The organism is Parabacteroides johnsonii DSM 18315 (genome assembly GCF_025151045.1).
Lineage (GTDB): Bacteria > Bacteroidota > Bacteroidia > Bacteroidales > Tannerellaceae > Parabacteroides > Parabacteroides johnsonii.
Genome location: NZ_CP102285.1, coordinates 348,423 through 372,136 on the forward strand (window position 1 = coordinate 348,423; position 23,714 = coordinate 372,136).

The following is a 23,714-nucleotide window of genomic DNA, read 5'->3' on the forward strand; positions in this document are numbered from 1 at the left end:
TTTAGATATTTTGCTTCCTCACACTACTAAGAAGAAAATGAAATTCCGTATATTTGTATATTAGAATAATTGAAAACAATAATCAGGACACATATAAAAATTGATTATTATGGAATTAGTAAAATTTAAAGAGGTCAATTTAGAGGATCCATTCTTCGATAGTTTGAAAGCTGATTATAAAGGTTTTGAAGAATGGTTTGGCAGAAAAAGCGATAATGATGCATACATTCAGAAAAAAAATGATAGTTCTTTGCAGGCTTTTCTTTATCTTAAGATAGAAGATGAAGCAATAACTGATGTAATACCTAATTTCCCTGAAGCTAAAAGACTGAAAGTCGGAACTTTTAAGATAGAAGCGCATAATACGAAATTAGGCGAGAGATTTGTTAGGATGATAATGCATCATGCTTTATATGAGAAGGTAGAAGAGATTTATGTGACGATATTTGAAAAGCATGTAGGTCTTGTAAATCTTCTGAAAAAATACGGGTTTGAGAAGAAAGCTATAAAAGGAGATACCGATAATCCTGAAAGTGTTTATGTCAAATCCATGAAATGTTATACTGGTGATATTTGTAAAGATTTTCCTTTTATACATACAGCTGGAAAGAACAAATATTTGTTGGCTATATATCCTAAATTTCATACGGTATTGTTCCCCGACTCTATTTTGAATACAGAAATAAGAGATAAAGATTCGCTTATCAAAGACGTTTCTCATACAAATAGTATCCATAAAATTTATTTATGCAGGATGGAAGATGCTAAGCAAATGAACCCAGGTGATCTTGTTGTTATTTATCGTACATCAGATGATCGGGGATCTGCAATGTATAGAAGTGTTGCAACTTCTGTTTGTGTCGTTGAGGAAGTGAAAACTCCAAAAGATTTTAAAAGTTATGAGGAATACATCAAATATACAAATTATTACAGTATATTTGATAAAAACACATTAACTATATTTTATAATAATTCTAAAACAGTTATCATTAAGATGACATATAATGCCGCTTTTAATCGTAGGATAATTAGAAAAGAGTTGATAGAAGAAGTTGGTATTTCTCAAAATGCTTATTGGGGATTTTTAGAGTTAACAGATGAACAGTTTAATGATATTATAGAAAGAGGTCAAATAGATGAAAGTCTTATTGTCGATTAAACCGGAATTTGTTCGTGAAATTTTTCAAGGACGAAAAAAGTTTGAATATAGGAAAAACGTGTTTACAAAACACGTTACTCAGGTAGTCGTATATTCAACTAAGCCTGAAGGAATGATTGTTGGAGAGTTTTCTGTAAAAAAGATATTAAGTGATACTCCGGAAAAATTATGGGAAAAAACATCCTTCGTTTCCGGTATCTCTAAAGAGTTCTTTGACCAATATTTTAAAGGACGTGACAAAGGTTATGCATTACAGATAGAGAATCCTGTTTTGTATAAGAAACCAATAAATCCATTCGATGTTTTTACTTCATTTGTAGCCCCTCAATCATTCAAATATCTAGAAGAAGATGATATAGAGGAATCTGTTTTGAGTTTTGTGGAATTATGAAAAATGATATTATATTTATTGGCGGTATTCATGGTGTTGGAAAAGGTACATTATGCGAACGTATCGAATCTGAACTTGGAATTGTACATTTATCAGCTAGTGAAGTATTGAAATGGAAAGATTTTAATGTGGATTCTTCAGATAAGCGTGTAGCAGATATTGATGCTACACAAGACCGCTTATTGAAAAATTTGAAAGGAGTTGTCACTTCAGGTAAAACTTATTTGTTGGATGGACATTTTTGTTTGCTGAATAAGGAAAGTAAAATTGAGAAAGTTCCTGAAGAAGTATTTATAGGGATAAACCCAAAGAAAATAATTGTAGTAAGCGAAACGCCAGAAATTATAGCAAAACGTTTATCTCAAAGAGACGGAAAAAGATATGAAACTTCACTTCTTGAAAAAATGCAAAATACAGAAATAGAACATGCTCAATATATTTCTAGTTTATTAGGATTAGAAATGTTTGAGATTCAGTCTGATTCGTATAGTACTTTGAAGGAAGTAATAAATAATTAATTAATATGATACATTCTATTTTTATACGTTGTTATACAGTATTTATGAGTAAAATTAGAACTGTTTGGACAAACTAAGACAATATTTTCTCAATTAAAAAGATGTGGTATGTAATCAATGGGCATATTTTTTATCGGTTTATGTATAATTTCTCCTACCATCAAGCCCATCATAGTAGAACTTTTATTGTTTTGTAAGATATTCAGTATACATTTAATTTTTTATGAGTAAATATAATATGGATTTATCAGCTGAAAGAGAGAAAATTTTACTTAATATCCAAGATGATGTTTTAAAAGGAAGCATTTGCTTACAAGATTGGACAACATTTCAGTTGGAAAATGCTTATATTGCATTCTGTGCAGGAGCTGATTTAGCTTGTATACTCATGTGTCAGGCAGCTATAGAGTCTTATATGAGGGATGATGAAGGATTGAAGAATCGGTCTTTTTATGATTTAATAGAACAATGTTCATATGATGCAAAAACAAAAATAAAATTACATAAGTTGAGAGAATACCGAAATAAATGGGTGCATATTAATGAACAAAAAGAATGTAATATTCAGATTGACCATATTGAACTCGAAAAAATGGCACTTTTCGCATATAGATTAACATTAGAAGTGTTTCATTATTATCCATTCGTTTAAAGTATAGAAGAATTTTACATTTAGACATATAGTGAAAGACAAAAATCTTTCACTATATGTCTAAATCGTACATTCATTTCAATGAAATCTTATTCGCCGTCTCTCGTTTCTTTGAATTGACTAAATCAGCATAGATTTGAGTGGTGGTGACATTCTTATGTGTTAGCATCTTCGATACTGTGTAAATGTCTGTGCCTAAAGAGATTTGGATGACCGCATACGAGTGCCTAAAGCAGTGGAAGGTTATGTGTTTTCTGATTCCGGCTTCGGCAATCCATTGTTTCAAGGGATGATGAGTCATGGAGCGGGTCAAGCCTTTGAAAACTTTTCCAGTACCCCCTTCGCCACACAACTCCAGTGCCTCCTGACTGATGGGAAGGGTGGCCTCGGTTTCTGTCTTTTCGGTGCAGATACGGATGTAGTAGCCTTGATCTGGGCCGACCTCAAAATCACGCCAGTCCAGCTTCAGAATATCACTGATACGGAGGCCGGTCATACAGGCAAACAGGGATGCCTGTTTTAAGACAGGAATCTTGCATGGCGTAGCTGCCAGTTTCTTGACTTCATCAAGTGTCAGATACTCTTTCTTGACCTCTTTCCATTCGATTTTTTCTAGAAAGTCGTTCAAGTTCTCACGCAACATCTTCTCTTTATAGGCTATTTTCAATAAGGCACGGAACGTCGAATAATAACCAGCTGCCGAATTGCGTGAGATATAAGCATTGGGGTGATTAATCTGTTTGCATTTGAGCAGGTAATCCCTGAACTTCTCGCACAGTTCCACGGTGACATCGCCAAAGGTACATTTGCCGCCGACAAATTTCTCAAAGTGGTTGTAAACACAATCCCATTTCTCATATTTTTCCCGTGCCTTTGTCCGGAAGTAGGCGAGGAAATCTACCTTTTGCTTGTTCTTGTCCAGGAACCCGAATTCTTCATTGATAAGCGACTGGACACGGATACAGCGGATTGCCTCTGCCTTGTTCAGCATATCCTGATTGAACATTCTTTGCTGCTCATTCTTGGGCTTAGCATAGATGTAAATGCCGAGGAATTCCCGGCGACTCATCTTCATCGTGTAAGGATTGCGGATGGCCGGATAATAATCCAGATAAAGGGATATGCGGTCGTTACGCAATGGCTTTTGTCTCAGTGTTACGTTGGTGCATGTAAGTGTCATAGCTATATTGTTTTTTGATTAATACTTGTTTTGTTGCAAATAAAATAGGTGTTCTAATGGTGGTATTTATCACCGGAAAATAACTTTCGGCTCATTCTATCTTTGGAGGCTCAAAGAACTTGTCCAGCTCTGCCCGCAGGATCTTGGTATATTTACCGACTTTGATACGGGGAATATTATGGTATTTCACATAATGGTAGAGTTGGTCTCGTGTCAGATTAAATCGTTCCATCGCTTCGGCAATGGTGTAGTATTTGGGCTCTTCAGGAGCTATGAGACCTTTGGCAATGTCCACATGCTTTTTGGAGTAGTACACCATGATGCCGACTTTCTTTTTGGGAATGGCATTCTTTGATACAAAAGAATATATGGCCGTCAGCGTCATGCCGAACTTCTCCTGCATGTCTTGCGTGCTGTACCATTCCTTGATCTCAGGATCGGGAGCTTTCTTTGCAAAGTAGTCATCAATATGCTTTTTGCTCCAATAGGTTTTACCACGGTGAAAGGTTCGTGGGATATTATGTTCCTTAGCGATATGGAATATCCAGGAATCCTTTACGCCATACTTTTCCTTAACTTCAGCTGTGGTGTAGAAATCTGATATTGGAGTTTTCTCTTTGGGCTTATTCTCATTATTGGAAGCAATAATGTAGTCGAACATCTTATCAATATCCGAACGCCGTACAAGAGTTTTCCCATCAAATCTAACCGCTTTAATTTTCGCGTTTTTGATATACCGATAAATTGAGGTACGGCCTACACCTAAAAATGCGGCAACTTCAGTAGGGGTTAAGAACTCTTTTTCAGAATTAGGTTTTAATTCTGCATCGTGTTTCAAGTGGAATTCTTGAATTCGTTTTTTTCTAACTCGATCTTTGTATGCGAGGTTTGCGCACCTGTGTGAACAGTATGCGGTAGTGATCTTGTGGGCGGTAAAAATGGTGCCACACCACTCGCATTTCTTTTGAATTTCAATGTTACTAGCCATTTTAATTATCTCTTTAGTTCGCCAAATCTGTTTCATTGCGTACCACAGCGTTCCAAGGCGTTCCAGGTTGTTCACCATCTGGCAGACAGTAAACCCGACTTTGGGCTTGTGAGGTACACAGGAGGTACAAAAAATGGCGTAAAAAGGCTTAGCAACGATTATCAACGATACTCGAGCAACAAAAAAGGCGCTCCGTAAAGAGCGCCATATCAATCGATTACAATTAATTTAACTAATTGATAATCAGATGTTTACTTGCCGATACAAAACCTCTCAAATATATTCCCCAACACCTGGTCTGTTGTGACTTCTCCAACGATGTCTGAGAGGTGGAAGATGCATTCTCTTAAATCTTGGGAGATGAAATCTCCGGAAAGGTTGGCGGATAAGCCTTCCTGGACACGGTGGATGGAGTCGAGGGCGTGGGTTAGGGCTTCGTAGTGACGGATGTTAGTGACGATGACGTCGTTTGAGGATAAAGAGGGGATATGAGCAGCTTGGATCAGGAGATCCTGTAACTCGTCGATATGCTCTCTTTTCTTGGCCGATATGAAGATCGATTGTACATTATCGGGAAGGTCGGTTGTTTTAAACTGACGGTCGGTGAGCAGGTCGGCCTTGTTGAAAACGAGGATTAGCTGTTTCCCTTTCGAGCGGGGTAGTATTTTTTCAGATAATTGGGCGATCTGTAGGGAGGCATCGGCTGCATCTATCATCCAGAGGACAATGTCTGCTTGATCGAGCTTCTGGAAGGTGCGTTCGATGCCGATACTTTCGATCGCATCGTGCGTTTCTCGGATACCGGCGGTATCGATGAAGCGGAAAGTGATCCCTCCGAGGCTGACTGTGTCTTCGATAATGTCGCGGGTTGTACCGTGGATATCGCTGACAATCGCTTTATCCTCATTCAGCAGGACGTTTAGCAGAGTCGATTTTCCGGCATTTGTTTCACCTATGATCGCAACAGGAACACCGTTCTTGATTGCGTTTCCTACACTGAAAGAGTTGGCCAAACGCGATATAACGGTTTCGATATGGGTTGCCAACGTGCTAAGTTCACTTCGGTCGGCAAACTCCAGTTCCTCGTGGTCGCTGAAATCCAGCTCCAGTTCCATCAAAGAAGTGATATGCAAAAGTTGTTCACGTAAGTTCTTTAATTCATGACTGAACCCCCCGCGCATCTGGTTTAATGCCAAACGGTGCTGGCCGGCTGAAGTCGAGGCGATCAAATCGGCGACCGCCTCGGCTTGACTCAGGTCCATCTTACCGTTCATGAAGGCGCGTTGAGTATATTCGCCGGGGAGGGCGGAGCGGCAACCGCTTTCAATCAAAAGTTGCATGATCTGCTGCTGGATATAGACGGAACCGTGGCAAGTGATTTCTACCGTGTCTTCGCCGGTAAAAGAATGAGGTGCACGGAAAAGGGCGACTAGCACATCGTCTATGAGTTCTTTATTCCGCCTGATACTACCGTAACGCAGTGTATAAGCTTCCTGTGACAACAGATCTTTCCCTGTTATACGCGGTACGAATATCGTGTTGCAGATTGCGATTGCTTCTGGTCCGGAGATACGGATGACGGCAATTCCTCCAGCTCCGGGGGCAGTTGATACGGCGCAGATAGTATCTTCCATTCTTCTATATGGTTATTAATTCATATTCCTGTGTTCCGAGGCCGATCTTTTCAGCATGTTCCAGCCCTGCTTGCCAGTTTGTGTCGGGGTGCATGAGATGGAATTTGTCGCAACCTTCCAGATGTTCGTGATGCGGAGCGTCTGAAAGGCGGTTGCCTGTCTCCAGGATCGGGGCCTTGATCACCATATCGGCACAAGCCTTGTCTAATGCGACCGGATCAAAAGAGGCGGCGATGCCCAGATCTGGCACAATCGCAGCATCATTGTGATTCCAACAATCACATTCAGGTGAGACATTCATGATAAAACTGATGTGGAAATTCGGTTTGCCCGACAAGACTGCTTGGGTGTATTCGGCGATCTTATAGTTCAAACGTTCAGACGTGTCGCCTTCACCCATGACGGCTCCATCGTATTGGCAAAGAGCTACGCATTGGCCGCAACCAACACATTTGCCGTAGTCGATTTCTGCTTTATGGGAAGTATTCAAATGAATGGCATCGTGGCGGCAATGTTTGACGCATATATTACAACCCTTACAACTTTCGATGTCGATTCTGGGTTGCGATGCCGAGTGAAGTTCAAGTTTGCCCCCCACGCTGGCGCATCCCATGCCGAGGTTCTTCAATGCACCGCCGAATCCGGTCTGCTCGTGTCCTTTGAAGTGGTTCATGGAAATGACAATATCTGCATCGGCAATGGCGGAACCGATTTTGGGAGCTTTGCAATATTCACCGTCGATTTCGATTTCACGGTATTCGGTCCCTTTCAGGCCGTCGGCGATAATCACATCGCATTTGGCGGAAATGGGATTGAAGCCGTTTTCCATTGCACTTTCCAGATGATCTACAGCATTGGCGCGACGACCTGAATACAATGTGTTGCAATCTGTCAGAAAAGGCTTCGCCCCTAAACTGCGAAGCAACGTGGCCATCCGGGCCGCATAGTTTGGTCGAATAAAGGCTAGGTTGCCCGGTTCGCCGAAGTGGATCTTGATCGCTACAAACTGATTCTGGAAATCAATGTTTGCTATGCCTGCACGTTTTACGAGACGTTCCATCTTGTCCAACAAGTTGCTGGACGGAGTTGTACGGAGATTGGTAAAGTAAACTTTAGACGTTTCCATTTGTTTATTGGTTTATGTGGGCAAAGGTACAAAAAACTATTTTTCCTGCGAGTTGTTGGTTTTGTAGATTGGCTTTTATATAGTATTTTTGTGTCAAATCAGTTAAAATATGGACATGTTTCGGTTAAACCATGAGCAATTACTTAAAGGCGTAAATCTGAGTTTCCAACGTTACTTATCCCGGCAGGTCAAGTGGGACAGGAGGTTGATCGGTCTCTTTGGAGCGAAAGGGGTGGGAAAAACTACGCTTTTGTTACAGCATATCAAATCGACTTATGGTGATTCTCATGAAGCCCTGTATTTGCCACTTGATAATATATGGTTTCAGAAACGGCACATGTTGTCCGAAACGGTCAGGCGATTCCATGAGAAGGGAGGGAGGCATCTTTTCTTGGATAATGTCCATCGATATGGAAACTGGATACAGGCGATAGAGCGTTTGCATGACGATTATCCTGATATGCAAATTGTGTTTGCCGCACCTTCGCTAGTCGAAGGTGAAAAGATGGAGCCGTCTTTGGGCGGGAAAGGCGATTGGTATACGTTGCATACCATGTCGTTTCGTGAATATTTGTCCTATGAAGGTGCGCTGGACCTCAAACCGATCCCATTGGACGAGCTTTTGCTTCACCATGCGGAAGTGACGCAACAGGTGATGGACGAGATAAACATAGTCCCCATTTTCCGGAATTATCTGGAACATGGCTGCTATCCTTTCTATTGGGAAGATCCGGATGCTTTCAATTTTCGTTTGCAGGATTTGGTGCGGGATTCGGTTGATGTGGACCTGCCTGCCATTCGCCAGATGAACAATGCCATGTCCCGGAAGATGAAACAATTGCTGATTCAGCTTGCCAAAGAAGCTCCGGAGTTTCCCCGCATGCAGGTTCTGACATCCAAGTATGAGATGGATAACACACAAATACACAAGTTGCTGGATTATATAAAAGAAATAGGAGTGCTCCGCATTCTACAAGTCAGGAAAGAAGACGGCGGACTGACCCGTTCGTATCGCTCTTTCTTGGCGAACACGAATCTGATGGCAAGCCTTTTCCGGGAGATGGAGCGGATTTACTTGGGAGAAACGTTTTTCGTCGATCAGATGTCTAATTGTGGAACGGTGGAACTTCTGCATAATGGAGACTATCGTGTGAATGGAAAGTACACGTTCGTGATTGGTGATCCGTTGATGGACTATGAACGTATCAAGAATGTAGAAAATACGTTTGCCGCCATACACGGGCAGCCCAAGAGTGTAGGAAACAAGATACCTATCTGGGCGCTTGGCCTTTGTTATTGATCGATTTTGTCATCAACTAAATATGTAAGTTATGTTGGAAAATATGAAAAACAGACGGACGATCCGTAAATATACGACTCAGGACATTCCGGATGCTTTGTTGAATGAATTGCTGGAAGTTGCCACCCGTGCATCCAATACGGGGAATATGCAACTGTATAGCGTGGTCATTACTCGCGATAAGGCGAATAAGGAAAAGTTGGCTCCAGCCCATTTCAATCAGCCGATGATTACGACAGCTCCAGTCGTGCTCACTTTCTGTGCTGATGCCAACCGTTTTGTAAAATGGGCGGAGCAGCGTGATGCCCTGGCCGGTTTCGACAATTTCCAAACTTTTATCGCTTCGACTATTGATGCGATGCTGTTTGCCCAGAGTTTCTGTACGGCAGCAGAAGAAAAAGGTTTGGGGATCTGTTATTTGGGAACGACGGCTTATAATGCAGATAAGATTATCGACGCCTTGTCGCTTCCACGCTTGGTTGTCCCTATCGTGACAGTCACGGTCGGCTATCCCGACGGAATGCCTGATCAGGTGGAACGTCTGCCACTTGGAGCAGTGGTTCACCAGGAGGTTTATACGGATTATACGCCAACTTCTATTGATGCATTGTATCACGATAAGGAGGAACTGGAAGTAAATAAGCAATTTGTACGGGAGAATGATAAAGAGACATTGGCCCAGGTATTTACGGATGTACGTTATACGAAGGCCAATAATGAATATTTCTCCGGTGTATTACTGAAAGTCTTGAATGATCAGGGTTTTATGAAATGATATGCACGTCGTAGTGTATGAACAGCCCGCTTTCGATAACCCCGGTGATCGACTTGATCGATTCTTCCAGGTTATTGGGGATATGATCGAACCAGGTATCGAGAATCAGGTTCCCGTTCTCCGTGATCACAGGGCCGTCTTTCCCTTTAGCCATTCTTAATTTGATTTCTTTGGGATTATAAGCCCGGAGCACTTCTTCGACGTAGGTAAGTGCTTCGGGAAATATCTCTATAGGGACCGGGAAGCGGGATCCTAATTGGGTTACGATCTTGGATGGATCGGCGATAATATAGGTGCGGGGACTGGAGTTGATCAGTAGCTTTTCTTTGAACATTGCTCCTCCGCGCCCTTTGATCATATTATGTTCCGTGTCTATTTCGTCGGCCCCGTCGAATGTCCAGTCCGGTTTGTGTTCCCACAGGCTGGTGACAGGGATACCCAAACGAACACATGCCATACGGATTTCCTGTGAAGTTGGGATTGCACGGATATGTAATTGTTCGTTTTTCATCCGTCTGGCGATTTTTAATAAGGCCAGATAGGCAGTCGAACCCGAACCTACTCCGATGATTTCTCCCTCTTTTACCATCGAGGAAATGATGTCTGCCACTCTCTCTTTCTCTTCTCTGTTGGAGATGGTTTTTCCCCATTCCAAAGATGATAATATTGTCTTTCCCCATTCCATGATTTATCGACTTTGTTTTAGTAACCATAACCCTATGCATTAGGTGGCATAACCCATAGGGTTAGCCCCCGTAAAGCATAGCTTTTTTAGATCCGATCCAATACTGTTTCGATCAGCCCGGCGATGGAACCTTTGTATTCGGTATTCATGTCTTGGGTTACCCGTCCGGCAATGATGCAGCACACGGTCATGGCACGATGTCCCATCAAGGCGGACAGCCCGGCGAGGGACGAACTCTCCATTTCGAAGTTGGTAATCCGGCTATCGTTGAACTTGAAGGCTTCTATTTTCCGGTTCAACTCCGGATCGGCGAGTGGCAGGCGGAGCCGACGACCTTGCGGACCGTAGAAACCGTTGGCCGCAATCGTTACTCCCCGGATAATATCATATTGCGTGATCTGTTCGACCAGAGAAGGATCAGCGGAAACAACATAGGGCTTGATGCCGTTTAGCTTCCATTCCAATTGTCTTATCAATTCTGATTCGAAAGCCTTGTCGCGCACTTCCTCGGAGCCGGCATAAAAATACAGGACTCCGTCGAACCCGATCGATTTTCCGGCAGCGACATAAGTCCCGACAGGAACAAACGGTTGCAATCCTCCTGAAGTGCCGACACGCACCATTGTCAGTTGCCGGAATTCCGGTTTGATGGTGCGAGAGGCAAAGTCGATGTTTGCCAGAGCGTCCAGTTCATTCAGGACGATGTCGATATTATCGGTCCCGATGCCGTGTGAAAGCGTCGTGATACGCTTCCCTTTGTAAGTACCGGTGATGGTGTGGAATTCACGGCTCGACACTTCACATTCTTTCGTATCGAAATAGGAGGCGACAGTGTTTACGCGATCGGGATCGCCGACCATGATGATCTTGTCGGCGAGCTGTTCCGGTTTCAGATGGAGGTGGAAGCAACTGCCATCGGGATTGATAATAAGTTCAGAAGGAGCGATCATTTGATTTATGATTTTATATTTATGATTTCAGATTTATGTGTGGATAATAAATCATAAATCTGAAATCATAAATCCTTATTAGTCTTTTAATGGTTTCGAAGGTGCACTTGACGGTTTGGCGATTGCTTCTCGCATGCTGGTGTCTGCTTCGATATTCTTCATCTTATAATAGTCCATGATACCCAAATTGCCGCTACGGAAAGCTTCGGCCATAGCCTTGGGTACTTCGGCTTCGGCTTCGATAACCTTTGCACGGGCTTCCTGTGCTTTGGCTTTCATTTCCTGTTCGACAGCAACGGCCATAGCACGACGTTCTTCGGCCTTTGCCTGGGCGATATTCTTGTCGGCTTGAGCCTGGTCCATTTGCAGATAAGCTCCGATGTTCTTGCCTATGTCGATATCGGCGATGTCGATGGACAAGATTTCGAATGCAGTCCCCGCATCCAAACCTTTGCGGAGAACCAGTTTGGAGATGGAATCTGGGTTTTCCAATACGCTTTTATGATTTTCAGACGAACCGATAGAGGATACAATACCTTCGCCGACACGGGCCAGAATCGTTTCTTCGCCGGCCCCTCCGACTAACTGCTTGATATTGGCACGGACCGTCACACGCGCTTTGGCGATCAACTGAATACCGTCTTTGGCAACGGCTGTAACGGGAGGTGTGTCGATGACTTTCGGGTTTACCGACATCTGCACGGCTTCGAATACGTCACGTCCTGCTAAGTCGATAGCGGTTGCCATCTGAAAAGGGAGGTCGATATTCGCTTTCGATGCGGAAACGAGGGCATGGACAACCTTTTCGACATGTCCGCCTGCCAGGTAGTGTGCTTCCAGTTCGTCACGAGTCAGCATTTTCAGACCAGCTTTGTGGGCTTCGATCATGGCGCGAGTGATGACATAAGGCGGCACGTTACGGATACGCATCAGGAAAAGCTGTATCAGCGAGATGTTGACACCTGAAACTTTTGCCGAGATCCATAGGAGGAACGGCACATAATAAAAGAAAATTACCAGCAGCAATATCGCTGCCCCCAAAAGGGCGAGAGGTACAAAGGTCATTTCCATGTGAGTAGAATTATGATTTATGAATTATGATTTATTTTTCAACTTTTAATTTTCACGATTACATTATAACCGTCGACGCGTATCACCTCGACCGGTGTGTTTTCGTCAATCAGTTCGTCCACCGATTTGGCTTCCACCATAATCCCGTTAATACGGGCCTTCCCGATTGGAGCGAGGCGTGAAAGTGTCAACCCTTCGTCACCCGGCACGATCCCCAGATCACGGCTGGACACCAGCTTGGAATCGATGTCGGTTTTCAAAGCCACCCGGTTGAAGGATTTGGAACGCAACAACCAGACGAAGGAGGCTACGAATACGAGCAATGATACCGCCAATGTCACATTTCCCACCGGCGTACCGACCGAGTAGGCATAGATCAGGCCACCGGCAGCAAAAAGGAATCCTCCGACACCGGCAACCGTGATACCTGGTAACATAAATATTTCCAGCAGGATGAGTACGATGGCTACAACCATTAGGAAAGCGATGATGAACGTTTCAAATATCATATAGGCACTTGTTTTATCGTTTGTTTTTCAGATAATTGATCTCTGCATTACGGGCTTTCTTTTCCAATTCGCCGGGTTGTTCCAGCAAAGCATTCAGTTGTTCTTCCGCTTGCAGGATGGTAGGCTTCAACTGCTCTTTGCGGGCCGTGTTGCCTTTGACATAGGAAGTGCGCAGACCATCGAGTTTTTCATTCAACTCTTTGATCTGTTTGTTCAAGGCAACTACTTTTTCGTAATAGCTCTTTGCTTCTGGGCTGTTGATCTCATCGAGCTTGTAATAGACGATATTACCTGCGATGATGAATTCAAAATCCTTTTCGATCTTTTCCTCTCCGTAGGGTATTTCCGTATGGGACAGGCGAATCAGATCGGTATAGTCGGAACCTTCCTTCCAGGAATCCCGGATGGAAGTAATCGCGGCACGGGTCCGTTTCATTTCGATGTCTTCGCTCTCCACTCGTTTGTGCTCCGGGTTCGGGATAAAAAGATAGACGCAGGCTTTACCCTCCGGTTGGAAACGGTCGGACACGAACCATCCCAATCCTTTCACTTCGTCGAAGACCATCATATAATCGTTGTAGGGCGAATTGAACGGCATACCCAACTGCTCTGGTGCCAGATAAGTGTCAGAATTGATGTTGTAGCGGGTGACAAAGAGGTCATAACCGCCAATCGAACCGTTCCCTTTGGAAGAATAATAGATTGTAGCGCCATCGGAAAGGACGAACGGGTAGTTGTCGTCATCATTGCTGTTGATATTCATCGGTAACTGTTTTTCGTCACCCCATTCGTCCATAAGCATGGACTGGGTGAAAAGGCAATAATGGTCGTTGTCCGTCGAATGTGCATAGTAAATCTTGTCGCCTTTCTGGTTCTTGTATACGGTTGAACTTACAGGCTCGTTTGTCTGGAAAAAATCTTTGTAGGAATCGAGTGTGCCGCTTTCTTCACTCAAGATATAGGCGGAAAGGAAATTGTCTTTGTCCACGACCAGGCTATCGATGATCTGAATGTCTTCCACCTTTTCCATCATGCGTTGTGCATTGTTTGCCAGATCGAGCTTGGCTTCGAACGCCTGTGGGTTCTGTTTTTTCTTTGCCAGCAGGTTGATGTATTCTTCTAGCATTTCTCTGGCTTGGTCGAAACGATAGGTCTTGTAGTAGACTTCGGACATATAACGGTATGCTTCCTGTACTTTGCGTTTGACAGCTACTTTCAAATGCTTTTCCGCACCGGTCAGATCGCCAGTCTCGTAGCAGCAGACACCATACCAATGATTATAGGAGGAATTGCTTGGCGCTTGCTTAACCAGCTTTTCAAAGGCGGGTTTGGCTTCTGCGTACTTTCCTTCGTTGTATAATTTTTTTGCTTCAGCCAGACTTTGTGCATGCAGCCCGCCGCAGAGTAACGTAATTCCTATTGTGTAAAACAGTTTATTAGATAACCAATTCATCGATTTATGATTTATGAATTATGATCTATGATTCGGATTTATGGCTTATAATTCATAAATCTAAAATCATAAATCATTACTTTTGTGTCCGATTACAAAAATAGGAATTAAAATCAAGAATCAAAACCCTTATTTTTTAATTCTTAATTTTTAATTCTTAATTAGTAAAGTATGGCAAAGTTGACAGAAGAGGAACTCCTGTTTCGTAAAGTAGAAGAGAAAGTCAAGAAGGCGATATTCGAATACGGCCTGATTGTGGATGGCGACCGCATATTGATCGGATTGTCGGGGGGGAAAGATTCGCTGGCGCTGGTGGATCTGCTCGGACGCCGTTCCAAGATATTCCGGCCCCGGTTCGAGGTGGTCGTGACACATATCGTGATGTCGAATATTCCTTATCGTTCGGATATCAGCTACTTGAAAAGCCGGACAGACGAGTACGGCCTTCCCTTTTTCGTGCATGAGACGAGTTTCGACGCTTCGACCGATACCCGTAAATCCCCTTGTTTCCTTTGCTCCTGGACACGGCGGAAAGCTTTGTTTGATATAGCAAAGAAGCATGGTTGCAACAAGATTGCCCTCGGACATCATCAGGACGATATTCTTGAAACCCTTCTGATGAACATGATCCACCAGGGAGCGATCGGAACGATGCCGCCGCGCTTGAAGATGGATAAGTTCGATATGGAGATTATCCGCCCCATGTGTCTGGTGGAGGAGAAAGACTTGACCCGGATTGCTGCGTGGAGGGGATATCGGAAACAGATTAAGAATTGCCCGTACGAATCCGGCTCCAGCCGTTCGGACATGAAGGAGGTGCTGTCGCGTCTGGAGGTGATCAACCCCGAGGCGCGTTATAGCCTTTGGAACAGTATGTCGAATATCCAGGAAAATTATCTTCCGAAAATCATAAATTATAAATCATAAATCATCTCATGCAAGGATTTTATACTATTCTGTTATTGGTCGCATCCAATATCTTTATGACGTGTGCTTGGTATGGGCACCTGAAGATGAAGCAGCAGTTCAGCTGGTTCGAGCATCTGCCGTTGATCGGTGTTGTCCTGTTCAGCTGGTTTCTGGCATTTTTCGAATATTGCTTCCAAGTTCCGGCAAACCGGATGGGCTTTCGCGATAATGGTGGGCCGTTTAACCTGATCCAGTTGAAGGTGATCCAGGAGGTGATTACGCTGGTCGTCTTTGTCGGTTTCAGCTCGATAGCCTTCAAAGGCGAATCGTTTAAGTGGAACCATGCACTGGCTTTCCTGTTTCTGGTGGCAGCGGTTTATCTGGTGTTTAAGAAATAGTCCGAATTTGTTGATCCAGATAATCCATTATTGCCTTTTCATCATCCGGATGAAACCATCGGATGCTGGTGTCCCGTTTGAACCAGGTCATTTGTTTGCGGGCGTAAACGCGGGAGTTGCGTTTTATCTTTTCAATAGCGAAATCTAATGTCCATTCGCCATCCAGGTACTTGAACAGTTCTTTGTAACCGACTGTGTTAAGGGAGTTCAATTCGCGGAAAGGATAGACGCGGCGTGCTTCTTCCAGCATGCCATCGGCCATCATTTGTTCTACACGGCGATTGATGCGGTCGTAAAGTTCTTCACGGTCACGGGTAAGTCCTATCTGGATGATCCGGAAAGGCCGTTCTTTGCGGGTGTTGGTACGGAAAGAAGAATAGGGTTTGCCTGTCATACGGCAGATTTCTACGGCGTGGATCACACGCTTATAATTGTTGCGGTCGACCTCTTCGTAATGCAAAGGATCGGCCTCTTTCAACTCGGCAAGGATAGGAGAGAGCCCTTCTTCTTCAAATTGTCTATAGATGGCAGTCCGGATTTCGGGGGTGATAGTGGGGATGTCGTCGATCCCTTTTGTAACGGCATCGATATACATCATGCTGCCACCTGTCATAACGACGGTCGGATGTGTCTGGTGGAGTTCCCTGAGCAGGGACATCACATCTTCTTCGAAATTACTCGCACTGTAATAATCGGTGAGTGACAATGTGCCGACCATATAATGGCGTACACGTGCTATCTGTTCAGCCGTAGGGGCAGCCGTACCTATCGGAAGGTCTTTATAAAGCTGACGGGAGTCGGAAGAAATGATCGGAGAACCGAAATGCTCTGCTATACGCAGGCTCAGTTCCGTCTTGCCGACTCCTGTCGGCCCCAATAGGATGATAAGAGTATTGTCAATTGAATTCGTCATAGGGGTTCTCCATCGGTCCGTCGCCGAGCCCGTCAAAACCTTCTTTATCGAGTTCGTCGATATCGTATTCGGAATCGCCGTAGAAATCTTCACCTATTTCGGTGTTGCCGGCTTTGGTGTCCATCTCGTCGAACGACATGATCTGTACAGGTGCCTCACCGATAGATTTGCTGCATACGGCTTTGTCTAGATCTTTGCCCGGGATGATTTCGCGGAGTTCCATGAAGAAAGCACGTTCGGTCATATAATCGAAGACGAAAAGCAACTTCTGATGCTCGTCTTCAAGAAGCTCTTCCAGACGTGTATCTTCCATTATATAATTGTCCACCTCAGAAGTGGTATCCATTTCAACCAGTGTGATTTCCGTATTCTTGCTCCAGTCGTCATCACAGATGAAGAAAGAACACATCTGATCTTTTGTATACCCAACAGAGTCCATAATGGCATTGTACAAATCCAAGAATGTCGCTTCCGAGTCGATCTTAATCTCGCGTTTGAAGTCGTCAACTTCATCTGATAGAATTAGAAATCTAAATACCATAATCGTTATTATTTTTTGTTACATTATTTACTCATCGATCGAACCCCTGACGATACCGCGCTGGGATGATTTGATGAAGTTCAGGATCAGATCCCGTTCTTCGCTGGGCTCGTATTCGGTTTCGATGGCTTTCAAGGCTTCCGTATTGTTGAGGCCACGCGTATAAAGTGTACGGTAGATGTCTTGGATCAAGAATACCTGGCTGTTGGTAAATCCGCGACGGCGTAATCCTACGATATTGATACCGCAGTACACGATCGGGTCACGTCCGATCAGGGTATAAGGAGGAATATCTTTGCCGATACGCGAACCGCCCTGTACCATGACGTGCTTGGATATACGGGAAAATTGGTGGACCAGGCTACCACCGCTAACGATGGCGAAGTCGTCGATCTCTACTTCTCCGGCTATCTGTGAAGCGTTGCCGATAATGATATTATCTTTCAGCAAGCAATCATGGGCAATATGGGAATAGGCCATAATCAGGCAATTGTTTCCGACAACAGTTTTACCTTTGGAGGCCGTTCCGCGGTTGACGGTTACGCATTCGCGAAGAATGGTGTTGTTTCCGATTTCGGCAGTTGTAATTTCTCCTTTAAATTTCAGGTCTTGAGGGATGCCGGCAATAACGGCTCCGGGAAATACCTGGCAATTGTTACCGATCCGGGCACCGTCTAAAATAGTCGCGTGCGAATAGATACGACAGTTGTCACCGATCACGACATCTTTCTCGATTACGGCAAAAGGGTCGACTGTTGTATTTTGACCGATTTTAGCTTCGGGATGAACGACTGCTAAAGGGGATATGTTCATAATGATTTATGATTTATTATTTGTTTTTTACGATTTGTGCCATAAACTCGGCTTCGCTGACCAGCTTATCACCTACGAATACATATCCTTTCATGGTTGAAATACCACGGCGGATGGGAGCCAACAACTCTAAACGGAGGATCAGCGTGTCGCCCGGAACGACTTTCTGGCGGAATTTAACGCCGTCGATCTTCATGAAATAAGTAGAATAGCGTTCTGGTTCGTCTACCGAATTCAGAACGAGCAACCCGCCGGTCTGGGCCATCGCTTCTACTTGCAGTACGCCCGGCATAACCGGTTCCTGGGGAAAATGGCCTGTAAAGAAAGGTTCATTGCTCGTGATGTTTTTCACCCCCACGATATAGTTGCCGCCGATTTCGATGATCTTGTCAACCAACAGGAACGGGTAACGATGCGGGAGCAGTTCGCGGATACGGTTGATATCCATAACCGGAGTGCTGTTCGGATCATAGACGGGAGCCTGAACTTCGTTTAGTTTGATGTCCTTGCGGATCATGCGTGCCAACTGGTTGTTGATCTTATGTCCCGGACGGGTAGCGATTACACGGCCGCGGATCGGTTTGCCGATCAGTGCCAGATCTCCGATCACATCAATCAGCTTGTGACGTGCCGGCTCATTGTCGAATACCAGCGGTTTATTGTTGATGTAGCCTAAGTCTTGTACGTCCTTATGCGGGATAGACAGCTTGTCGGCAAGGTTGTCAAGCACCTCCTGCGATACTTTCTGGTCATAGATGACGATTGCGTTGTCGAGGTCGCCACCTTTGATCAGGTTATTCTGTAACAACATCTCTACTTCGCGGACAAACACGAATGTACGGGAAGCGGCCAATTCTGTCGGGAATTCACTCAGGTCATTCAGTGTGGCGAATTGGTTGGAAAGCACTGGTGAATTGAAAGAAATCAGTACATTGACGCTAAATTTGTCGTCAGGCAGGATAATGAGGGAAGAACCTGTCTCTTCATCCTTCACTTCGATCTTGTGCTTTACGATATAATAATCTTTCGGTGCGTTTTGTTCCACGACACCGGCTTTCTGAATCTCTTCACTGAAAAAACGGGAACTACCGTCGAGAATCGGGAATTCGGGTGCATTCACCTCTATCAGGCAGTTATCTATTTCGTAGGCATATAAAGCTGCCATCGCGTGTTCAATGGTACTTACCTGGATACCGTTTTTGGAAAGTACGGTTCCCCTCTGGGTTCCGGCTACGTTTTCAGCAACGGCATCGATTACAGGTTCTCCTTCCAGGTCAACACGTTTGATTTTGTATCCATGATTTTCGGGTGCAGGATGGAAAGTAATCTGGATATCCAAACCTGTATGCAACCCTTTTCCTTGCATAGAGAAACTCGTGGCAAGCGTCTTCTGTTTCTGCATACGATCTATATGATTTATGATTTATAATTTATGATTTATTCATTGTCAATTGTGCATTGTCAATTGCCAATTTAAGTCGTTCTATCTCACGCTGCATCTGTCCCATCTGTCGATACATATCCGGCAGGCGATTGAAGATTGCGCTGGAGCGCATAAACGCCTTTGCGTTGATAGCCGGAGCACCTAACAGGGTTGTCGGTTCTTTTACATCGCTGATCACGCCGCATTGTGCACCGAATACTACATGGTCCGCCACATGGATATGACCGGATAACCCGGCCTGGCCTCCGAACATGCAATGGCTGCCAATCTTTACGGACCCGGCAATACCTACTTGAGCTGCCATGACCGTATTTTCGCCGACTTCCACGTTGTGAGCAATCTGTACCAGATTGTCCAGTTTGACTCCTCGGCGGATGATGGTCGAGTCCATAACGGCGCGGTCTATCGTGGTATTGGCTCCGATTTCGACATCGTCTTCCAGTACGACATTTCCCAACTGGGGAATCTTCTTGTAGTTATCGCCTTCCGGAGCGAAACCGAAACCATCCGATCCGATCACGCTTCCGGCGTGCAGAATGCAGTTGTTGCCGATTACACAGCCGTTGTAGATAGTTGCGTGTGGATAGATCGTACAGTTATCGCCAATGGTCACATGGTCTCCGATGTAGGCGTGTGGATAAATGCGGCTGTTCTTGCCGATCTTCACATCTTCGCCAATGTAGGCGAAGTTGCCGACGTAACATCCTTCGCCGACCGTTGCCGAACCGGCGATAAACGCCGTAGCATCTATACCCGCTTTCTTGGCATTCGCCTGTTCCACCATGTTCAACAGGATGGCGAGCGAAGCATAGGCATTGGCAACCTTGACCAATGTAGCTTTTACCGGTTCGGCGGGAGTGAAATCATTGTTTACTAAAACAATGCTTGCTTCAGTTTTGTAGATAAAATGTTCATATTTAGGATTTGCCAGGAAGGTCAATGTTCCCGGCTTACCTTCTTCTATCTTTGAGAAGTTGTTGACTTTCACTTCAGGGTCGCCTTCGACGGTTCCACCTAAAACGCTCGCTATTTGTTGGGCTGAAAACTCCATTACTTAATCTTTTATATGTATTTCAAATGCAACTGCCCGGACTTGCTTCAAGGCAGTTTGCAAAAATGGTGAAAATTATTGGGATAGCCTATGCTTTGCAGGGAATAATTCCTTTATCGTGCAGATATCCTGCCATTTCGCGTTGTACGGCCAGGGCTGCTTCACGCGCTACATTGGCAAAATTCTCCGTTTTGTCTGCATATATGATAGCACGGGAGGAGTTTACCAGTAATCCGCACTGGTCGTTCATGCCGTACTGAGCCACTTCGGCGAGGCTTCCACCCTGTGCGCCTACGCCCGGAACCAGCAGGAAGTGGTTGGGAGCATGTTTGCGGATATCCAGGAACATTTTTCCCTGGGTGGCGCCTACCACATACATCATCTGTTCGTCTGTAGCCCAATCCTGCGACTTTTTCAGTACTTTTTCGAATAACCGTTCACCGGCTGCATCTTCTGTCAACTGGAAATCGTGCGAACCTTTGTTAGAGGTCAGTGCCAGCAGGATCACCCAGGCTTCCGGATAGATCAGGAATGGTTTCACACTGTCTTCACCCATATACGGAGCGACCGTTACGGCATCCACCTTGATATGGTCGAAGAAAGAACGTGCATACATTTCGGAAGTGTTTCCGATGTCCCCGCGCTTTGCATCGGCAATGATAAACTGGTCGGGATAGTTTTCACGTAGGTAAGCGACAGTCTTTTCGAATGACAGCATACCTTTTACGCCCAAACTTTCATAGAAGGCCAGGTTTGGTTTATAAGCCACGCAGTAATCGGCTGTCGCGTCGATAATCGCTTTGTTGAATGCAAAGATCGGATCTTCTTCAGACAGCAGGTGCTGCGGGATCTTCTTTATATCTGTATCGAGCCCCACGCAAAGAAAGGACTGCTTTTTCTTGATGTTTTCGAATAATTGCTGCTTGTTCATGTTGTTACGTGTAAAAAATTAGTCTAAAAATGATGTTATAGTTCAGACTCTTTCAGTCGTTCAGCGTTCTCGGCCACGATCAGTTGGTCGAGGCATCCTTGTATATCTCCATCCATAAAGGCTGAAAGATTGTAAATCGTGTAGTTGATACGGTGGTCGGTGATGCGTCCCTGCGGATAGTTGTAGGTACGGATCTTTGCCGACCGGTCACCGGTGGAGACCATCGTCTTACGTTTGTTAGCAATGTCATCCAGATATTTCTGGTGCTCCTTGTCATATATAAATGAACGCAGGCGCGTAAGGGCGCGTTCCTTGTTCTTCGGTTGGTCGCGTGTTTCGGTACATTCGATCAGGATTTCTTCGCTTACGCCTGTATTCGGGTTTTTCCAGACATAGCGCAGGCGGACACCTGATTCGACCTTGTTTACGTTCTGTCCTCCGGCTCCACCCGAACGGAACGTATCCCATTTGATTTCGCCTTCGTTAATTTCCACGTCAAACTCATCTGCTTCGGGAAGGACGGCAACGGTTGCAGCTGATGTATGCACGCGTCCCTGTGTTTCGGTAGCCGGCACACGTTGTACGCGATGAACGCCCGATTCATATTTAAGAGTTCCGTACACTTTTTCTCCGCTTACGGTAAAGATGATTTCCTTGAAACCGCCGGCAGCTCCTTCGCTACAACTGGACAGGGCCACTTTCCAGCCTTTCATCTCGCAATACTTCACGTACATGCGATACAGGTCTCCGGCAAAGAGTGCTGCTTCGTCGCCACCCGTTCCGCCACGTATTTCGACAATGGCGTTTTTGTCGTCCTGCGGGTCGGCCGGCACGAGGAGTAGCTTGATCTCCTCTTCCAGTTCCGGAATACGCGCTTCACAGGCAGCCGCTTCTTCACGGGCTATTTCTTTCATCTCCGGATCGGTTTCGGCCATCATCAAACGGGCTTCTTCCAAACCGTTGAGGCATTGCATGTATTCCTTGCGGGCTTTTATGATTTCGTTCAGCTCCTTGTATTCTTTCGTGAGCTTGACGTATCTTTTCTGGTCAGCGATGACGTTAGGGTCCGTAATGAGCGTCGACACCTCTTCGAAGCGGGACACCAGACCTTCCAGTTTTTCTAATAGCGTGTTATTCTCAGCCATATATGAACTCACCGAACTCGCTTTTAATAATCAGTTCCTTCTTGTCGCTTTCTTCTACCCGGCCGACAATTTGCGCGTCGATATTGAATGATTTGCTGATGGCAATCACTTCTTCCGCATGTTCCGGAGAAAGATAGACTTCGAGACGGTGTCCCATGTTGAACACTTTATACATCTCATCCCAAGCCGTACCGCTCTGTTCCTTGATCGTCTTGAACAGTGGGGGAACGGGAAACATATTATCCTTGACCACGCGACAATTATTGCCGACGAAGTGCATCACCTTAGTCTGTGCGCCGCCTGAGCAATGTACCATTCCATGAATATCCAGGCGCAAAACATCCAACAGCTTCTTAACGACCGGAGCATAGGTCCGTGTAGGAGAAAGCACCAGTTTGCCTGCGTTCAGCGGCGATCCTTCTACGGGGTCGGTCAGCTTCAAGCCTCCACTGTAAACCAGTTCGTCGGGGACAGCATTGTCGAAACTTTCCGGGTATTTTTCTGCCAGATATTTGGCAAACACGTCGTGGCGTGCACTGGTCAGCCCGTTGCTTCCCATGCCTCCGTTATATTCTTTCTCGTATGTAGCCTGTCCGAAAGAAGCCAATCCGACGATCACGTCGCCCGGACGGATGTTCGCATTGTCGATCACGTCGGCACGTTTCATGCGGCAGGTAACCGTACTGTCGACGATAATGGTGCGGACCAGATCGCCTACATCGGCCGTTTCGCCACCGGTCGCGTAACAACCGACTCCCATTTCGCGAAGTTCGGCTAATAGTTCGTCTGTCCCGTTGATGATGGCGGAGATCACTTCACCCGGAATCAACAGCTTGTTGCGTCCGATGGTGGAGGATACTAATATGTTGTCTACGGCGCCCACGCACAGCAGGTCGTCGATATTCATTATCAAAGCATCTTGCGCGATACCTTTCCATACGGACAAATCGCCGGTTTCTTTCCAATACATATAAGCCAGAGATGACTTGGTTCCGGCTCCGTCGGCATGCATGATGTTGCAATATTCAGGATCGCCTCCCAGAATGTCGGGAATGATCTTACAGAATGCTTGGGGAAAGATTCCCTTGTCGATGTTCTTTATTGCGTTGTGAACATCTTCTTTCGAAGCGGATACACCGCGTAGATTATAACGTTGGTCACTCATTGTTTTTGTGAAT

General features: G+C 45.0%; 25 protein-coding genes. 8 read left to right on the top strand and 17 right to left on the bottom strand.

Annotation, left to right across the window (positions count from 1 at the left end; genetic code table 11):
• The first annotated feature begins 109 nt into the window (after positions 1-109).
• The 4 genes from NQ564_RS01640 to NQ564_RS01655 all read left to right on the top strand — a co-directional run bounded on the left by NQ564_RS01640 (position 110) and on the right by NQ564_RS01655 (position 2,720).
• A complete protein-coding gene (locus tag NQ564_RS01640) occupies positions 110-1,159 on the top strand; it encodes a hypothetical protein (RefSeq protein WP_008151750.1) in 1,050 nt (349 codons plus the stop codon).
• Complete coding sequence (locus NQ564_RS01645) at positions 1,137-1,550, top strand: ASCH domain-containing protein (protein WP_008151749.1); 414 nt, start codon at positions 1,137-1,139, stop codon at positions 1,548-1,550. Before NQ564_RS01640 ends, NQ564_RS01645 begins: the two co-directional genes overlap by 23 nt.
• Positions 1,547-2,068 (top strand): ATP-binding protein, encoded by a 522-nt coding sequence (locus NQ564_RS01650; protein WP_008151748.1) that lies wholly within the window; start codon positions 1,547-1,549, stop codon positions 2,066-2,068. The genes NQ564_RS01645 and NQ564_RS01650 overlap by 4 nt, the downstream gene beginning before the upstream one ends.
• Positions 2,069-2,291: 223 nt before the next feature.
• Entirely contained in the window at positions 2,292-2,720 is a 429-nt protein-coding gene (locus tag NQ564_RS01655) for a hypothetical protein (protein WP_008151747.1), read from the top strand.
• A 73-nt stretch (positions 2,721-2,793) separates the two neighbouring features.
• Here NQ564_RS01655 and NQ564_RS01660 read toward each other — a convergent pair whose 3' ends face one another.
• The 4 genes from NQ564_RS01660 to NQ564_RS01675 all read right to left on the bottom strand — a co-directional run bounded on the left by NQ564_RS01660 (position 2,794) and on the right by NQ564_RS01675 (position 7,648).
• Positions 2,794-3,900 (bottom strand): site-specific integrase, encoded by a 1,107-nt coding sequence (locus tag NQ564_RS01660; RefSeq protein WP_039848328.1) that lies wholly within the window; start codon positions 3,898-3,900, stop codon positions 2,794-2,796.
• Positions 3,901-3,991: 91 nt separating this feature from the next.
• Positions 3,992-4,888, bottom strand: a complete 897-nt coding sequence (locus NQ564_RS01665) for a helix-turn-helix domain-containing protein (RefSeq protein ID WP_039848381.1) — start codon at positions 4,886-4,888, stop codon at positions 3,992-3,994.
• 251 nt (positions 4,889-5,139) lie between these two features.
• Positions 5,140-6,522 carry a tRNA uridine-5-carboxymethylaminomethyl(34) synthesis GTPase MnmE gene (gene mnmE / locus NQ564_RS01670; RefSeq protein ID WP_008151744.1) on the bottom strand — a complete coding sequence of 461 codons (1,383 nt, stop codon included), beginning with the start codon at positions 6,520-6,522 and terminating at the stop codon, positions 5,140-5,142.
• A gap of 4 nt (positions 6,523-6,526) precedes the next feature.
• Positions 6,527-7,648 carry a DUF362 domain-containing protein gene (locus NQ564_RS01675; RefSeq protein ID WP_008151743.1) on the bottom strand — a complete coding sequence of 374 codons (1,122 nt, stop codon included), beginning with the start codon at positions 7,646-7,648 and terminating at the stop codon, positions 6,527-6,529.
• Positions 7,649-7,763: 115 nt separating this feature from the next.
• On the opposite strand from NQ564_RS01675, the gene NQ564_RS01680 reads away from it, so the two are divergent.
• On the top strand, positions 7,764-8,948 hold the full coding sequence (locus tag NQ564_RS01680; protein ID WP_021861838.1) for an AAA family ATPase: 1,185 nt from the start codon (positions 7,764-7,766) through the stop codon (positions 8,946-8,948).
• Between the two features lie 31 nt (positions 8,949-8,979).
• Positions 8,980-9,723, top strand: coding sequence for a nitroreductase family protein (locus tag NQ564_RS01685; RefSeq protein WP_008151740.1), 744 nt, complete (start codon positions 8,980-8,982; stop codon positions 9,721-9,723).
• Here the strand turns inward: NQ564_RS01685 and rpiA are convergent.
• The 5 genes from rpiA to NQ564_RS01710 all read right to left on the bottom strand — a co-directional run bounded on the left by rpiA (position 9,713) and on the right by NQ564_RS01710 (position 14,391).
• Complete coding sequence (rpiA, locus tag NQ564_RS01690) at positions 9,713-10,408, bottom strand: ribose 5-phosphate isomerase A (protein ID WP_008151737.1); 696 nt, start codon at positions 10,406-10,408, stop codon at positions 9,713-9,715. The two genes, NQ564_RS01685 and rpiA, sit on opposite strands and share 11 nt — an antisense overlap.
• 86 nt (positions 10,409-10,494) lie before the next feature.
• Positions 10,495-11,358: a nucleoside phosphorylase gene (locus tag NQ564_RS01695; RefSeq protein WP_008151735.1), complete on the bottom strand. Its 864-nt coding sequence runs from the start codon at positions 11,356-11,358 to the stop codon at positions 10,495-10,497.
• A 78-nt stretch (positions 11,359-11,436) separates the two neighbouring features.
• Positions 11,437-12,429 (bottom strand): flotillin-like protein FloA, encoded by a 993-nt coding sequence (gene floA, locus NQ564_RS01700; RefSeq protein WP_008151733.1) that lies wholly within the window; start codon positions 12,427-12,429, stop codon positions 11,437-11,439.
• Positions 12,430-12,467: 38 nt separating this feature from the next.
• Positions 12,468-12,938 carry an NfeD family protein gene (locus NQ564_RS01705; protein WP_008151731.1) on the bottom strand — a complete coding sequence of 157 codons (471 nt, stop codon included), beginning with the start codon at positions 12,936-12,938 and terminating at the stop codon, positions 12,468-12,470.
• Between the two features lie 13 nt (positions 12,939-12,951).
• Positions 12,952-14,391: a tetratricopeptide repeat protein gene (locus tag NQ564_RS01710; protein ID WP_008151728.1), complete on the bottom strand. Its 1,440-nt coding sequence runs from the start codon at positions 14,389-14,391 to the stop codon at positions 12,952-12,954.
• Positions 14,392-14,562: 171 nt separating this feature from the next.
• On the opposite strand from NQ564_RS01710, the gene NQ564_RS01715 reads away from it, so the two are divergent.
• Both NQ564_RS01715 and NQ564_RS01720 read left to right on the top strand, forming a co-directional pair.
• Positions 14,563-15,318, top strand: coding sequence for an ATP-binding protein (locus NQ564_RS01715; protein ID WP_008151726.1), 756 nt, complete (start codon positions 14,563-14,565; stop codon positions 15,316-15,318).
• An 8-nt stretch (positions 15,319-15,326) separates the two neighbouring features.
• Positions 15,327-15,698 carry a DMT family protein gene (locus tag NQ564_RS01720; RefSeq protein ID WP_005635919.1) on the top strand — a complete coding sequence of 124 codons (372 nt, stop codon included), beginning with the start codon at positions 15,327-15,329 and terminating at the stop codon, positions 15,696-15,698.
• Here the strand turns inward: NQ564_RS01720 and miaA are convergent.
• From miaA to NQ564_RS01760, 8 genes are all read right to left on the bottom strand, one after another.
• A complete protein-coding gene (gene miaA, locus NQ564_RS01725) occupies positions 15,688-16,611 on the bottom strand; it encodes a tRNA (adenosine(37)-N6)-dimethylallyltransferase MiaA (RefSeq protein ID WP_008151723.1) in 924 nt (307 codons plus the stop codon). The genes NQ564_RS01720 and miaA overlap by 11 nt on opposite strands.
• A complete protein-coding gene (locus NQ564_RS01730) occupies positions 16,595-17,152 on the bottom strand; it encodes an IS1096 element passenger TnpR family protein (RefSeq protein ID WP_008151721.1) in 558 nt (185 codons plus the stop codon). The genes miaA and NQ564_RS01730 overlap by 17 nt, the downstream gene beginning before the upstream one ends.
• Positions 17,153-17,179: 27 nt before the next feature.
• The gene (lpxA, locus tag NQ564_RS01735) at positions 17,180-17,965 is read right to left on the bottom strand and encodes an acyl-ACP--UDP-N-acetylglucosamine O-acyltransferase (protein ID WP_008151719.1); all 786 of its coding nucleotides are present in this window, start codon (positions 17,963-17,965) and stop codon (positions 17,180-17,182) included.
• A gap of 16 nt (positions 17,966-17,981) precedes the next feature.
• Positions 17,982-19,367, bottom strand: coding sequence for a bifunctional UDP-3-O-[3-hydroxymyristoyl] N-acetylglucosamine deacetylase/3-hydroxyacyl-ACP dehydratase (locus tag NQ564_RS01740; protein WP_005646299.1), 1,386 nt, complete (start codon positions 19,365-19,367; stop codon positions 17,982-17,984).
• 28 nt (positions 19,368-19,395) lie between these two features.
• Complete coding sequence (gene lpxD, locus NQ564_RS01745) at positions 19,396-20,460, bottom strand: UDP-3-O-(3-hydroxymyristoyl)glucosamine N-acyltransferase (protein ID WP_008151715.1); 1,065 nt, start codon at positions 20,458-20,460, stop codon at positions 19,396-19,398.
• Positions 20,461-20,548: 88 nt separating this feature from the next.
• The gene (gene pyrF, locus NQ564_RS01750) at positions 20,549-21,391 is read right to left on the bottom strand and encodes an orotidine-5'-phosphate decarboxylase (protein ID WP_008151713.1); all 843 of its coding nucleotides are present in this window, start codon (positions 21,389-21,391) and stop codon (positions 20,549-20,551) included.
• Positions 21,392-21,426: 35 nt separating this feature from the next.
• A complete protein-coding gene (gene prfA, locus NQ564_RS01755; protein ID WP_008151711.1) occupies positions 21,427-22,536 on the bottom strand; it encodes a peptide chain release factor 1 in 1,110 nt (369 codons plus the stop codon).
• Complete coding sequence (locus tag NQ564_RS01760; RefSeq protein WP_008151708.1) at positions 22,529-23,701, bottom strand: AIR synthase-related protein; 1,173 nt, start codon at positions 23,699-23,701, stop codon at positions 22,529-22,531. Before NQ564_RS01760 ends, prfA begins: the two co-directional genes overlap by 8 nt.
• Between the last annotated feature and the right edge of the window lie 13 nt (positions 23,702-23,714).

Coding starts and splice junctions, on each gene's coding strand:
- NQ564_RS01640 (WP_008151750.1), top strand. CDS start 110: ATGGAATTAGTAAAATTTAAAGAGGTCAATTTAGAGGATCCATTCTTC.
- NQ564_RS01645 (WP_008151749.1), top strand. CDS start 1,137: ATGAAAGTCTTATTGTCGATTAAACCGGAATTTGTTCGTGAAATTTTT.
- NQ564_RS01650 (WP_008151748.1), top strand. CDS start 1,547: ATGAAAAATGATATTATATTTATTGGCGGTATTCATGGTGTTGGAAAA.
- NQ564_RS01655 (WP_008151747.1), top strand. CDS start 2,292: ATGAGTAAATATAATATGGATTTATCAGCTGAAAGAGAGAAAATTTTA.
- NQ564_RS01660 (WP_039848328.1), bottom strand. CDS start 3,900: ATGACACTTACATGCACCAACGTAACACTGAGACAAAAGCCATTGCGT.
- NQ564_RS01665 (WP_039848381.1), bottom strand. CDS start 4,888: ATGGCTAGTAACATTGAAATTCAAAAGAAATGCGAGTGGTGTGGCACC.
- mnmE (WP_008151744.1), bottom strand. CDS start 6,522: ATGGAAGATACTATCTGCGCCGTATCAACTGCCCCCGGAGCTGGAGGA.
- NQ564_RS01675 (WP_008151743.1), bottom strand. CDS start 7,648: ATGGAAACGTCTAAAGTTTACTTTACCAATCTCCGTACAACTCCGTCC.
- NQ564_RS01680 (WP_021861838.1), top strand. CDS start 7,764: ATGTTTCGGTTAAACCATGAGCAATTACTTAAAGGCGTAAATCTGAGT.
- NQ564_RS01685 (WP_008151740.1), top strand. CDS start 8,980: ATGTTGGAAAATATGAAAAACAGACGGACGATCCGTAAATATACGACT.
- rpiA (WP_008151737.1), bottom strand. CDS start 10,408: ATGGAATGGGGAAAGACAATATTATCATCTTTGGAATGGGGAAAAACC.
- NQ564_RS01695 (WP_008151735.1), bottom strand. CDS start 11,358: ATGATCGCTCCTTCTGAACTTATTATCAATCCCGATGGCAGTTGCTTC.
- floA (WP_008151733.1), bottom strand. CDS start 12,429: ATGGAAATGACCTTTGTACCTCTCGCCCTTTTGGGGGCAGCGATATTG.
- NQ564_RS01705 (WP_008151731.1), bottom strand. CDS start 12,938: ATGATATTTGAAACGTTCATCATCGCTTTCCTAATGGTTGTAGCCATC.
- NQ564_RS01710 (WP_008151728.1), bottom strand. CDS start 14,391: ATGAATTGGTTATCTAATAAACTGTTTTACACAATAGGAATTACGTTA.
- NQ564_RS01715 (WP_008151726.1), top strand. CDS start 14,563: ATGGCAAAGTTGACAGAAGAGGAACTCCTGTTTCGTAAAGTAGAAGAG.
- NQ564_RS01720 (WP_005635919.1), top strand. CDS start 15,327: ATGCAAGGATTTTATACTATTCTGTTATTGGTCGCATCCAATATCTTT.
- miaA (WP_008151723.1), bottom strand. CDS start 16,611: ATGACGAATTCAATTGACAATACTCTTATCATCCTATTGGGGCCGACA.
- NQ564_RS01730 (WP_008151721.1), bottom strand. CDS start 17,152: ATGGTATTTAGATTTCTAATTCTATCAGATGAAGTTGACGACTTCAAA.
- lpxA (WP_008151719.1), bottom strand. CDS start 17,965: ATGAACATATCCCCTTTAGCAGTCGTTCATCCCGAAGCTAAAATCGGT.
- NQ564_RS01740 (WP_005646299.1), bottom strand. CDS start 19,367: ATGCAGAAACAGAAGACGCTTGCCACGAGTTTCTCTATGCAAGGAAAA.
- lpxD (WP_008151715.1), bottom strand. CDS start 20,460: ATGGAGTTTTCAGCCCAACAAATAGCGAGCGTTTTAGGTGGAACCGTC.
- pyrF (WP_008151713.1), bottom strand. CDS start 21,391: ATGAACAAGCAGCAATTATTCGAAAACATCAAGAAAAAGCAGTCCTTT.
- prfA (WP_008151711.1), bottom strand. CDS start 22,536: ATGGCTGAGAATAACACGCTATTAGAAAAACTGGAAGGTCTGGTGTCC.
- NQ564_RS01760 (WP_008151708.1), bottom strand. CDS start 23,701: ATGAGTGACCAACGTTATAATCTACGCGGTGTATCCGCTTCGAAAGAA.